Consider the following 11,973-nt stretch of genomic DNA (forward strand, 5'->3'; position numbering starts at 1 on the left):
GTGGGGCTTCGGCCCCACCTTTCGGAGAATCTTTTATGATGTATCACATTCCGGGCGTGCTGAACGCCGATGAGGTGGCGCAATTCCGCGCCCAGCTGGATCAGGCTCCCTGGGTCGATGGCCGCGCCACCGTGGGCAACCAGGGCGCACAGGTTAAAAATAACCAACAGGTCGATACCCAAAGCCCGCTGTACGCCAGTTTGCAGGCGGCGGTGTTGCAGGCGGTGAATCAGCACGCGCTCTTTTTTGCCGCTGCCCTGCCGCGTCAGATCTCCAGCCCGCTGTTCAACCGCTATCAGCAACAGGAGACCTACGGGTTTCACGTTGACGGGGCCGTACGTAGCCACCCCCAGAGCGGCTGGATGCGCACCGATCTCTCTGCCACCCTCTTTTTAAGCGACCCCGACAGCTACGAAGGCGGCGAGCTGGTGGTGAACGACACGTATGGCCAGCACAGCGTTAAGCTCCCGGCGGGGGATCTGGTGCTCTACCCCTCCAGCAGCCTGCATTGCGTTACCCCGGTTACCGCGGGCGTGCGGGTGGCCTCCTTTATGTGGATCCAGTCGATGATCCGCGATGATAAAAAGCGCGGCATGCTGTTCGACCTGGACCGTAACATCCAGGCTTTGCGCGCCCGTCACGGTGAAAGCGACGAAGTGCTCTCCCTGCTCAACCTCTACCATAACCTGCTGCGCGAATGGTCTGAAATCTAGCCCCGCGCCTTGATTGTGCGTTTTTTGACCCCATAGTTACTGGATAGCGCAATATCCTGTCAGGAGGGGTCTATGGCTTCCGGTTGGGCGAATGATGACGCCGTGAATGAACAGATCAACAGTACCATTGAAGATGCTGTTGCGCGGGCGCGAGGCGAAATCCCGCAAGGCGAAAGCCTCAAAACCTGTGAGGAGTGCGGGGAGCCCATCCCCGAGGCGCGGCGCAAAGCCGTACCCGGCGTCCGGCTGTGCATCGCCTGCCAGCAGGAGAAAGATTCACATAACGCATCTCATGCAGGATATAATCGCAGGGGATCGAAAGACAGCCAGTTGCGATGACTGGCATGGCGGCGGGTTTACCACGCAAGCGGTTACGTTCTTGTGCACGAATTTTCACCACAGGTTTGGCAAAATGTGCCCTTACCGTTGCGTCTGTAAAGCGCAATGGCAAGAAGCGTAAAGGCATTCACTGAATTTATTAATATTCAATAACTTATTTGTCATTCAAATTTTTCGAATGATGTCGTCAATTCTCTTCGATTTTATCTTTCGCAAAAAAGCGTAATACTTATCACATCGACGGAACAACGTCCCCTTAACAGAATAACCTGCGAGAGATTAACCATGAAAACCATCAAATATGCTGTTGCTGCTGTTGCCCTGACGACTCTATCTTTCGGTGCTTTCGCTGCGGAATCTCTTACCGCTGCCCAGGCAAACAGCATGAACAAAATCGGTGTGGTGAGTGCTGAAGGCGCGACCACGCTGGACGGTCTGGAAGCACGCCTGGCAGCAAAAGCTGAAGCGGCTGGCGCGACCGGTTACACCATTACCTCCGCTAACACCAACAATAAACTGAGCGGTACTGCGGTTATCTACAAGTAACCTGACCCTTATCTCTGCCCTGCTCGCCAGTTCGCTGGTGGGCTGCTCCAACCCTCATTGACCCTGTTGTTATTTTTTTGGCCCGTCCATCGCTGGACGGGCTTTTTTTTCGCTAAAAACTCTGGTTAACCCGCGCCAGTCCGGCGTCAACCGTCTCCACCTCACCGGTCGCCAGCAGGCAGCAGGCCATCTGGAGCTTCAGGGAGTGCGGCACCGCTTCGCGTCCGGCCAGACAACTTTCTATCCAGCGGGCAGTGGTTTCAGGATCTTTCGCCTGCGGCAGGGAGACGTCGGTGTTCTCTTCCCCACGCTCCAGTATCACCCGTGTACCCGCCGTGGGATCAATCAGGGTTTGCTGCGGGCAGCGTTGCGGGTTGGCGTACACCTCCCCTTCGGTGCCGTGCATCAACAGCCCCCGGCCACCGATATCGGCAAAAAAGGTCGCCACGCGCGTGACATATTCCGGGTGCGAGACGCTGGAGAGGCGCAGCGCGGCATCCTCCGCAAAAGGCGTCGCCAGTTTGGCAAGGGTATGGGCGCTGTTACGCACCCCCATGCGCCAGCGCATCGCCAGCTGTTTTTCCAGCGGTGGGCACAGGGTGCTGATCGGGATATAGACCGGGTGATGCCCCTCGAGCTTCGCCTGCGCCTGACCGCCGTGCAGGGTCGGCTCAATGCCCAGCAGAGTGAAAATGGTTTCTGTCAGCACGCGGGTGGGATCTTCACTGACGCCGTGCACCACCACCGGGAACCCCAGCTTTCGCAGCAGAATAGCCAGCAGCGGGGTCAGGTTGGCCTGTTTGCGTGCGCCGTTGTAGGTGGGGATCACGATTGGCATCGGCTTGAGGGCGGGCGGCGTCAGGCGCAGGGTGCGGGCCTGCATCGCGTCGTAAAAACCCCGCATCTCCGCTTCGCCTTCACCTTTAATTCGTAGCGCGATCAGAATACCGCCCATCTCCAGGTCGGGAACTTCTCCGTCCAGCATATGGGTATAGAGCATGCGGGCGGTCTCATGATCCAGGTCGCGCGCATGGTTCTTACCACGCCCTACCTCTTTGATAATTTTACGGTAATCCACGGGATTTCTCCTTTACGACATGTTTTAAACACTATAGCCCTGATAAAGACCCGGCCGATAGCTTTTTATCCTTTGCCATTAACAGGCTGTTTTAACACAAGAATTAATTACGCAAGATTTATCGAGCATATTTGTGAATCGGGCAAAAGATTCTTATCAGGAGACATTCTGATTAAATAAACACCGGATTGTTGTTGAAGGCAGAAACCAGGATTGATTATGAACAAGGTGGCTTTAAGTTTATTCATCGCCGCAATGGCAGGATGCGCCGCGTCCGCCTTTGCGGCCACAAATGGCGAAGGACAGATTAACTTTAGCGGCGAAATTATCGATTCCGCTTGTCAGGTAACGAACGGTTTGAGTAATCCTCTGGATGTGCAGTTAGGTAAGGTGTCGAAAACCCTCTTTACCGGCACAGGCTCAACCAGCACCGCAACAAAGTTCGACATTCAGCTAACCAATTGCCCGGAAACGGTCACCTCTGCTGCGGTTAACTTCGGCGGGACGCCGGATGCAGATAACAATTCCACACTGGCGTTAACGCGAGATGCGGATGCCGCGACCGGTGTGGCAATTCAGCTGCTCGACACCGCCGGGCAACCCGTCAGTCTGTATACCCCTTCTCGCCAGTACCCGTTAACGGCTGGCAGTACGGTAAACGATCTGGAATTTGGTGCACGTTATATTCAGACGCAAGCGGCCGTAACCGCAGGCCCTGCCAATTCCGTGTCAACCTTTACCATTATCTATAACTGATATCATCAATTCAGAAATATCAGCCCTGATTTCGGGGCTGATATTTCTTGTTTATGTTGAGACATATTTATGCGCCATGTTTATTTACTGAGCACTCTATTACTGGTAGCCGCGACAGCGCATGCGGGTGTCATTATTAACGGCACCCGTCTTGTCTACCACGGAGATAAAAAGGAATCGTCTCTTGGCCTTTCAAATCCAGATAACACGGATTATCTGGTTCAGTCCTGGGTTGATTCTGGCGATAAAAACATGGCCAAAGCCCCCTTCCTGATCACGCCGCCGCTATTCCGTCTGGACGGCAAGGAAGATAACGTTCTGCGTGTGGTCCGTACGGGCGGAAATATGCCCGAAGATCGCGAATCGCTTTTCTGGCTTAACATTAAAGCGATTCCCTCTTCTAAAAATCAGCAGGGGGTGAATACCCTGCAAATCGCGATTAATACGCGCATTAAGTTGCTTTATCGTCCCGCGTCAGTAAAAGGCCAACCCGAAGAGGCAGGCGATAAACTGGCGTGGCATCGCGAGGGCAACGAGCTGATTGTAAATAACCCAACGCCGTTTTATATGAACTTCCAGCAAATCATGCTGAACGGCAAGAAAGTGCCAAACGTCACCTGGGCGGTACCGAAAGCCGAAACGCATTTTGCCCTTCCGGCCACTATCAGCGGTAATTCCGTCAGTTACTCCATCATTACTGATTACGGTAGCGTCAGTAAAACCTGGACCGCTGCACTCCATTAATTAAGCGGTACACGGGCGTTTCAAATAATCATGTACAGCACTAAAAAGCCTTTTTCCTGTCATTTACTCGCACTGCTGGTCATTTTATGTGGCCTGGCAGTGGCGTGTTTTTCACAGCAAATATGGGCCGATGATTATTTTAACCCCGCCCTGCTGGATCTGGATAACCCCCAGCAGGGAAAAACTGACCTCTCAATCTATGAAAAAGGCCCTGGCCAGGCACCGGGTCAATATCAGGTGGCCCTTTTTATTAATAACAACAAGATTGATACCCGTGAGGTCACGTTTAAATTACATAAGGATGCCAAAGGCGACAGTTCACTTCAGCCCTGTTTTTCGCTGGGCGACTTAAAGCGTCTTGGCGTCAAAACGGAAAAATTTCCGCAACTGATGGCGAAGGGTGAGTGCGCAGAGTTAAGCGTGATTCCTGCCGCATCGGCCACGTTTAAAGTCCGCCATCAGCAGTTGCTGCTGAGCATTCCGCAGTCTGCACTGGGCCAGATACCCCGTGGCTATATCGACCCGAAAGACTTTGATGAAGGCATTACCGCCGGTTTGCTCAACTACAGCACCAACGCCAGCCAGAGCCATGCGCGCCAGCCAGGCGAGCAGGACAACAGCAGCCAGTATGTGAACCTGCGCCCGGGTCTGAATATCGGTGCCTGGCGCGTGCGAAACTACTCAACCTGGAATCGCAGCACCACCGGCCACGAAGAGCAGCACAGCTTCTCCTCCGTCTATACCTACGCTCAGCGCGATATCGTGGCGATGAAAAGCGATCTGACGGTAGGGCAAAGCTCTTCCCCGGCGGATGTGTTCGACAGCGTGCCCTATACCGGCATGCAGCTCAATTCCGACAGCGACATGCTGCCAGACAGCGAGAAAGGCTACGCGCCGATTATCCGTGGCACCGCCCACAGCAACGCGCTGGTGATGGTGCGTCAGAACGGCTATGTGATTTATCAAAATACCGTCGCCCCCGGTGCGTTTGAGATTAACGATCTCTACCCCACCGGCAGTAGCGGCGATCTGCAGGTCACGGTGAAAGAAACCGACGGCAGCGAAAGCCATTTCGTGGTGCCTTACGCCTCGGTCCCCGTGCTGCAACGTGAAAAAAATCTGCGCTACAGCGTGACCGCAGGGCGCTATCGCTCTTATGACAAAGATGTTGAAAAAACTCCTTTTGCCCAGGGTAGCGCCATCTACGGCCTGCCTTACGGTTTTACTGCCTACGGCGGCGTGCAAGAGAGCAGCCATTACCAGTCGCAGGCCGTTGGCGGCGGGAAAAACATGGGCGATTTAGGCGCCTTCTCTGTCGATGTCACGCGGGCCAAAGCGCTGCTTAAAAAACAGCATGCCAGCACCGGGCAGTCATGGCGCGTGCGTTACAGCAAAGATTTCTCAAAAATGGGGACTAACTTCATGCTGGCGGGCTATCGGTATAACAGCAAAGGATTCTACACCCTGGAAGATACCATGGAGTCTTATACCCGGAGTGACGACTGGTCTGCACCGCAGCAGCGCCGCGCCCGTACCGAAGCCACCATTGACCAGACGCTGGGCGAAGGCTGGGGCTCGGTCACCCTGAGTCTGGTGAAAGAGACCTACTGGAGCCAAAGCCAGGACATGACCTCCATGAGCGTTAGCTACAACAACAGCTGGCACGGCGTGAGTTACAGCCTGAGCTATAGCCTGAACAAGAATACCAACGACACCAACGATGACGGTGAATCCGTTACCAATGATAACCAGTTCGCGCTGAGCGTCTCCGTGCCACTGGATCACTGGATGCATAACACCTGGGCGACATACAACCTGAACAACACGAAAGCGGGCACCACGCAAAATATCGGGCTAAACGGCACCGCACTACAGGGTGACAACCTGAGCTGGAATATCCAGGAGGGATTGAGCAACAGCGGAAGCGGCAACTCAACCAACCTGAATGCCGATTACAAAGGAACTTATGGCGAAATCAGCGGCGGCGTGAGCCAGGACAAAAATCAGCGGAACGTTAACGTCGGCTTGCAGGGCGGTATGGTGGCCCATGCCAACGGCATCACCCTGAGCCAGCCGCTGGGGGATACCATCGCGCTGGTTAAAGCCCCAGGCACGCACGGCACGCACATTACCAACCAGACCGGGGTCAAAACCGATTTTCGCGGTTATACCGTCGTGCCCTTTGTCACCGCCTATCGCCACAACACTATTGCCCTGGATACGGAAACACTGCCGGACGAGGCCGACGTGACCCACGCGGCGCAAGTTGTTACACCAACGCGCGGCGCGGTGGTCCGCGCCAGCTTTAACACCCGCGTGGGCAGCCGGGTCTTAATGACGCTCACGCGACAGGGTAAGCCGCTGCCCTTTGGCGCAACGGTCACCACCGGGGATAAGGATAGCGAGTTTATCGTAGGCAATGACGGACAGACTTACCTCTCCGGCCTGCCTCAGCACGGAACGCTGTCTGTTTCCTGGGGTCAGGATGCCAGCGAAAGCTGTGTAGCTGAGTACCGGCTAACGGATGAGGAAAAGAAAACCAGCATCATCAACGCTGCCGCGCAATGTCACTGATTCACCGTTCAGGCTAACAATTATGCAGATTCTCAAACACTGTTTTTTCCTTCTGGTTCTTGGCATGGCGGCGTTGTTTATGCCCCACGCTAAAGCGGCCTGTACCACTCCCGATATGCCAAAAATGATCGATGTCGCCTCCGTCTCCATCCCCACCACGCTGGCGGTGGGTTCCACCATTCCGGGTACGGAACAGACCGTGCACGTGGCGGGTAATTGCGATCATTCGTATGAGAGTGGAATGGAAATTATCTCCTGCTATTACGGCAGCGGGGCCGAAATTCCAGGGCTGACTGGCGTCTATGATTCTGGCGTGCCGGGCGTCGGCGTGGCGTTGATGAATGATAAGGGGCAGCGTATCTCCGGTGGGGGAAAGACCGCGTGCGACTCCCGCAGTACCCCAATCGGCTATGTCTCGAATGATGGAAAAATGTCGTTCGACTTTAACGTGACCCTCCAGCTCGTCAAGACCAGCGAAACGGTAAAATCAGGAACGCTGAGTCAGGCGCAAACCCAGTTTGGTATTGGCGTATTCGGCAATGACGGCATCGGCAGTCCCAATACTGTCTCCTATGCCGGTAACGTTATTCTGCATCAGGTCACCTGTTCCGTATCACCGAAAAATCTTACCATCAACCTGGGGGATTTTCCGGTCAGTGATTTCGCCGTCACTGGCACGCTCTCGTCTCCGGCCCAAGAGTTTAATGTGGATGTGGATTGTGACACCGCCGTTCAGCCGTTAGTGAAAATCACCAGTGCCAATGGTTACGAACCGCAGTTTGAAGGGGTCATCAAACTCACCCAGCAAAGCGGCATGGCAACCGGCGTCGGCGTCAGAATGCTGTTCGACGACAACATTGCCACCTTTGATAGCTACGTTCCCACCCAACGTTCGGCAAACGCCAATGAAACGCTGAGGATCCCCTTCGAGGTGCGTTACGAACAGATCAGCGATGTCGTCACACCGGGGCCAGCGAACAGTATCGCGACCCTTACCCTCGCCTATAAGTGATCGTTATGAAAAAAACCGCATTGATTATGGCGCTGACGCTGCTGAGCCAGGCTCACGCAGAGGATATTCAGATTGAGATGAGAGGGAATATTTACGCCAATACCTGCATCGTAGACAGCGCCAGCAAAGATCTCACCGTCAACCTGGGGCAGGCCGTATCAAGTGACTTTAAGAATGTCGGAGACACGGGCACGTGGAAAGCGTTCAGCCTGTCGGTATCGCACTGCCCGCAAACCCTGATGCTGGCCAACGCCTTTTTTTACGGCCAGGCCGACCGCATTCATCCAACAAAGTTTGCCAACACCGGTAGCGCCAAAGGGCTGGCGCTGGAGCTGGGCGACCCGCAGGACAATATTCTGCTTGCGCCGCAGGCGAGTTTTAACGTGCTGATCGATCAAAACACGCACACGGCTACCTTCCCCCTTGCCGCCCGCTATTACGTCACCTCGATGCCCATCAGCGCAGGGACTTTCAGCAGCGTAGTCCAGGTGACTTTTACTTACCAGTAGGGCCACGCCGCTTAGCGCGGACGCTTTTTTTACGCCCGGCGGCGAGTGTAGCCGGACGTTTTTTCACCTCGGGTACGTCGGGCTGCTCGATAGGAAAGACCGGCAGGGCATTCAGCAGGCGCTTACCGTAATTTTTGGTGAGCAGGCGTTTATCGTAGATCACTACCTCCCCCCAGCAGCTGTGGCTGCGGATCAGACGCCCGACCTGCTGGATCAGATTGAACGAGGCCGCAGGCAGGCTCTGTACTTCGAACGGGAAGCGATTCAGGCTTTTCAGCCACTCGCCTTCGGTGAGCACCACCGGGCTGTCTATAGGGGGGAAAGCAATCTTGTGAATGTGTACCTGGGTCAGGTAATCGCCCTTCAGATCCAGCCCTTCGGCAAAGGATTGCAGCCCCACCAGTACGCTGCGTTCGCCGTTATCAATGCGTTTGCGGTGTGTTTCAACCAGCCGGTAACGGGGCTGATCGCCCTGCACCAGCAGGAGCAGGCGCAGATCGGTGACAAAGGTTAAAAACAACTGCATTGCCCGGGCGCTGGCAAACAGCACCAGCATGCCGGGGTATTTTTTGCTTACCAGCTGTTCGCGGAAATAGGCCGCCATCTCGGCAAGGTGGTGCTCTTCGTTGTCGATCAGTGGCTCGTAGTTCATGCGTGGAATGACCAGCTTGCCCTGCTCGCAGTGGTTGAACGGCGAGTCGAGCGCGACAAAGCGATCCCCTGCCTTTTCCTTCAGGCCGCTCATCTCCTGCAACCGCGAGAAGCTGTTCAGCGAGCGCAACGTGGCGGAAGTGACTACCACATGCGGCACGCTGCGCCAGAGCAGCTTTTCCAGCTGATCGCTGACGCGAATACCCGCGCAGTGGAAGAAGAGATGCACTTGCCCTTCTTTGACCTCCCGCGTCGCCCACTTGGTGACCGGCGCGCCGGAGGCCTGGGCCATGGACGCCAGCCGCCACAGCTTGCTTTGCCCCTCGAACATGCCCAGCGCGCGGTTCATCTGCAACAGCACCCGGTGTACACGCACCACATCATGGGTGCCGGTTTTTTCACTCAGATCGTTTAAAAACAGCTCTGCCAGCCCGCGCAGTTTTTCGATGAGCTGCGCCAGTTCGCGGCAAACCGCCATGATCTCATCCGGCAGCTCGCCCATCTCAAAGCGATGCTCCGCCTCCTGGCTGGCCGGGAGGTAGAGATTGAGGATGTTATTCAGCGAGGCGATATGAGTGTAGATGGTTTCGCAGTGTTCGCTCAGCCGCTCCGGGACCGCCAGCGGCGGGATGGTTTTCGGGCGGAATTGATCCATGCAGGTCGCCACCAGCTTGCAGAACAGATCCAGCTGCAGGCGGAACCACGGGGCGGTGATCTCGGCGCTCATCTCCAGCGCATCGCGGGCGACGTCCGGCAGGTGGTGGCCTTCATCCAGCACCAGCAGCAGGTGTTTTGGGTCCGGCAAGACCGACTCGCTCTCCATTGCCGCCATCACCAGCGCATGGTTGGCGACCACCACTTCCGCCTCCTGGATCTCACGGCGGGCGACGAAGAACGGGCACTCGCGATAGTAATGGCAATTGCGGTTCAGGCAGCTGGCTTTGTCGGTGCTGAGCCTGCGCCACAGGTCGTCGCTGATGGCCTGATCGGTGTGATCGCGCAGACCGTCCCACTTATAGCCGTCGAGATCGGTTTTGAGCGTCGCGCACTGCTCCTGCTCGGCCTTGTTGTTGGGGGTGAGTTCGTCATCGAGAAACGCCAGCAGATCCTGCTGGGATGGCTCACTGCTGGCAAGGGCGGCCAGGTTGCGCGGACAGACGTAGCGCCCGCGGCCAAAGGCGGCGGTAAAGCGCAGCTCCGGGATGATTTTGCGCAGCAGGGGCAGGTCTTTGCTGTAGATCTGATCCTGCAGAGCGACGTTGGCGGTACTGACCACCAACGTTTTTTGTTCTTCCCGGGCAATGGCGATGCCGGGGATCAGGTAGGACAAGGTTTTACCGACGCCAGTCGGGGCTTCAACTGCCAGATGTCGGCCCTCGTCACCGGCCAGCGTTTTTGCCACATCGGCAATCATCTGCCGTTGCGGTGCGCGGGGAATGAAGTCGGGGATCTGCTGTTGTAGCGCCTTATACCAGGCGGCAATTTGCGCTTTCAGCGCGGCGGTTAAAGCCATGATGAACCTGAAATACTGTATAAACAGCCACTATTGTGGCACTTTCTTAAGCGGGCCGCAAAAGAAAAGCCCGGCTTTACGACCGGGCTTCCAGATTACTGCGCTGCGGCAGGTTTGCGCGGACGGCGTCGGCGCTGCTGTTCGCCTGCCGGTTTGGCGTCGCCGTCACGACGCGGAGGTTTGTTCGCGGCTTTTGGCGCACCGCCTTCGCTACGGCGCGGCTGCTGCTGACCACGGCCACCGCCGCCCTGCCCGCGTCCACCGCCCTGACCACGCCCGCCACCCTGGCGACCGTTCTGGATCGGCTCGGCTTTGATTGACGGATCTACGTCGTAGCCGTCGAGAGCGATACGTGGGATCTCTTTTTTCAGCAGGCGTTCGATGTCGCGCAGCAGTTTGATTTCATCCACACAGACCAGCGACAGGGCTTCGCCCGTTGCCGCGGCACGGCCGGTACGGCCGATACGGTGAACGTAATCTTCCGGCACGTTCGGCAGCTCGTAGTTCACCACGTGCGGCAGCTCTTCAATGTCCAGGCCACGGGCAGCAATATCGGTTGCCACCAGCACGCGGATATCACCGGATTTAAAATCTGCCAGCGCGCGGGTACGTGCCCCCTGGCTCTTGTTGCCGTGGATGGCCGCGCTGCGGATCCCGTCTTTGTTCAGCTGTTCTGCAAGGTGGTTGGCACCGTGCTTGGTACGGGTGAAGACCAGCACCTGCTGCCAGTTGCCCTCGCCAATCATCTGTGACAGCAGCTCGCGCTTACGCTTTTTGTCCACCATGTGGACATGCTGGGTCACCTGCTCGGAGGCGGTGTTGCGACGCGCCACTTCCACTTCCAGCGGGTTGTGCAGCAGTTTTTCCGCCAGCCCTTTGATCTCATCGGAGAAGGTGGCGGAGAAGAGCAGGTTCTGGCGGCGAGCCGGCAGTTTTGCCAGCACGCGGCGAATATCGTGGATGAAGCCCATGTCGAGCATACGGTCGGCTTCGTCGAGCACCAGGATTTCAACGCTGTCGAGCTTCACGGCGTTCTGATGTTCCAGATCGAGCAGACGGCCCGGGGTGGCTACCAGCACGTCCACGCCGCTGCGCAGTTTCATCATCTGTGGGTTAATGCTCACGCCACCAAACACCACCAGCGAACGGATATTGAGATAGCGGCTGTACTCACGCACGTTCTCGCCCACCTGGGCGGCGAGTTCACGGGTCGGGGTCAGGATCAGGGCGCGCACCGGGCGACGGCCTTTGGCGTGCGGCTCTTTCTGGATCAGACGTTGCAGCAGCGGCAGGGTAAAGCCCGCGGTTTTACCGGTGCCGGTCTGGGCGCTGGCCATCAAATCGCGGCCTGCCAGCACGGCAGGAATGGCCTGCTGCTGAATAGGGGTAGGTTCGCGGTAGCCCTGCTCTTCTACAGCGCGCAGGATTTCCGGGTCCAGGCCAAGGGTATCAAAAGACATAACAACTCCGAACCGCCCCGACCGTTTCAGGTGTAGTTTTCAGGGAGATAGTGACAAATAAGAGGACAAAAACCACAG

The 11,973-nt window shown here is 56.5% G+C and carries 11 protein-coding genes; 8 read left to right on the top strand and 3 right to left on the bottom strand.

Annotated features, from left to right (window positions below; translation table 11 throughout):
• Positions 1 to 35: 35 nt before the first annotated feature.
• The 3 genes from ybiX (at position 36) to ybiJ (ending at position 1,598) form a co-directional block, all read left to right on the top strand.
• Positions 36 to 713: a PKHD-type hydroxylase YbiX gene (gene ybiX, locus C3F35_RS04680; protein ID WP_032617165.1), complete on the top strand. Its 678-nt coding sequence runs from the start codon at positions 36 to 38 to the stop codon at positions 711 to 713.
• A 72-nt stretch (positions 714 to 785) separates the two neighbouring features.
• Positions 786 to 1,052 carry a DksA/TraR family C4-type zinc finger protein gene (locus tag C3F35_RS04685; RefSeq protein WP_032617164.1) on the top strand — a complete coding sequence of 89 codons (267 nt, stop codon included), beginning with the start codon at positions 786 to 788 and terminating at the stop codon, positions 1,050 to 1,052.
• Between the two features lie 285 nt (positions 1,053 to 1,337).
• Complete coding sequence (gene ybiJ / locus C3F35_RS04690; protein ID WP_032617163.1) at positions 1,338 to 1,598, top strand: DUF1471 family protein YbiJ; 261 nt, start codon at positions 1,338 to 1,340, stop codon at positions 1,596 to 1,598.
• 112 nt (positions 1,599 to 1,710) lie between these two features.
• Here ybiJ and ybiB read toward each other — a convergent pair whose 3' ends face one another.
• Entirely contained in the window at positions 1,711 to 2,676 is a 966-nt protein-coding gene (ybiB, locus tag C3F35_RS04695) for a DNA-binding protein YbiB (protein ID WP_059308453.1), read from the bottom strand.
• A gap of 219 nt (positions 2,677 to 2,895) precedes the next feature.
• Between ybiB and C3F35_RS04700 the strand changes: the two genes are divergently transcribed.
• The 5 genes from C3F35_RS04700 (at position 2,896) to C3F35_RS04720 (ending at position 8,271) form a co-directional block, all read left to right on the top strand.
• Entirely contained in the window at positions 2,896 to 3,432 is a 537-nt protein-coding gene (locus C3F35_RS04700; protein ID WP_032617161.1) for a fimbrial protein, read from the top strand.
• Between the two features lie 69 nt (positions 3,433 to 3,501).
• A complete protein-coding gene (locus C3F35_RS04705) occupies positions 3,502 to 4,176 on the top strand; it encodes a fimbrial biogenesis chaperone (RefSeq protein WP_059308455.1) in 675 nt (224 codons plus the stop codon).
• Between the two features lie 30 nt (positions 4,177 to 4,206).
• Positions 4,207 to 6,750 carry a fimbria/pilus outer membrane usher protein gene (locus tag C3F35_RS04710; protein ID WP_103791942.1) on the top strand — a complete coding sequence of 848 codons (2,544 nt, stop codon included), beginning with the start codon at positions 4,207 to 4,209 and terminating at the stop codon, positions 6,748 to 6,750.
• 22 nt (positions 6,751 to 6,772) lie between these two features.
• Positions 6,773 to 7,762 carry a fimbrial protein gene (locus tag C3F35_RS04715; RefSeq protein WP_103791941.1) on the top strand — a complete coding sequence of 330 codons (990 nt, stop codon included), beginning with the start codon at positions 6,773 to 6,775 and terminating at the stop codon, positions 7,760 to 7,762.
• Between the two features lie 5 nt (positions 7,763 to 7,767).
• The gene (locus C3F35_RS04720; RefSeq protein ID WP_103792029.1) at positions 7,768 to 8,271 is read left to right on the top strand and encodes a fimbrial protein; all 504 of its coding nucleotides are present in this window, start codon (positions 7,768 to 7,770) and stop codon (positions 8,269 to 8,271) included.
• Here the strand turns inward: C3F35_RS04720 and dinG are convergent.
• Positions 8,258 to 10,435 (bottom strand): ATP-dependent DNA helicase DinG, encoded by a 2,178-nt coding sequence (gene dinG / locus C3F35_RS04725; protein ID WP_103791940.1) that lies wholly within the window; start codon positions 10,433 to 10,435, stop codon positions 8,258 to 8,260. The genes C3F35_RS04720 and dinG overlap by 14 nt on opposite strands.
• Before the next feature lie 95 nt (positions 10,436 to 10,530).
• Complete coding sequence (gene rhlE, locus C3F35_RS04730; RefSeq protein ID WP_032617156.1) at positions 10,531 to 11,895, bottom strand: ATP-dependent RNA helicase RhlE; 1,365 nt, start codon at positions 11,893 to 11,895, stop codon at positions 10,531 to 10,533.
• Positions 11,896 to 11,973 lie beyond the last annotated feature (78 nt).

It is taken from the genome of Leclercia sp. LSNIH3, from assembly GCF_002935105.1.
In the GTDB taxonomy this organism is placed as follows: Bacteria; Pseudomonadota; Gammaproteobacteria; order Enterobacterales; family Enterobacteriaceae; genus Enterobacter; species Enterobacter adecarboxylatus.

Coding starts and splice junctions, on each gene's coding strand:
- ybiX (WP_032617165.1), top strand. CDS start 36: ATGATGTATCACATTCCGGGCGTGCTGAACGCCGATGAGGTGGCGCAA.
- C3F35_RS04685 (WP_032617164.1), top strand. CDS start 786: ATGGCTTCCGGTTGGGCGAATGATGACGCCGTGAATGAACAGATCAAC.
- ybiJ (WP_032617163.1), top strand. CDS start 1,338: ATGAAAACCATCAAATATGCTGTTGCTGCTGTTGCCCTGACGACTCTA.
- C3F35_RS04700 (WP_032617161.1), top strand. CDS start 2,896: ATGAACAAGGTGGCTTTAAGTTTATTCATCGCCGCAATGGCAGGATGC.
- C3F35_RS04705 (WP_059308455.1), top strand. CDS start 3,502: ATGCGCCATGTTTATTTACTGAGCACTCTATTACTGGTAGCCGCGACA.
- C3F35_RS04710 (WP_103791942.1), top strand. CDS start 4,207: ATGTACAGCACTAAAAAGCCTTTTTCCTGTCATTTACTCGCACTGCTG.
- C3F35_RS04715 (WP_103791941.1), top strand. CDS start 6,773: ATGCAGATTCTCAAACACTGTTTTTTCCTTCTGGTTCTTGGCATGGCG.
- C3F35_RS04720 (WP_103792029.1), top strand. CDS start 7,768: ATGAAAAAAACCGCATTGATTATGGCGCTGACGCTGCTGAGCCAGGCT.
- dinG (WP_103791940.1), bottom strand. CDS start 10,435: ATGGCTTTAACCGCCGCGCTGAAAGCGCAAATTGCCGCCTGGTATAAG.
- rhlE (WP_032617156.1), bottom strand. CDS start 11,895: ATGTCTTTTGATACCCTTGGCCTGGACCCGGAAATCCTGCGCGCTGTA.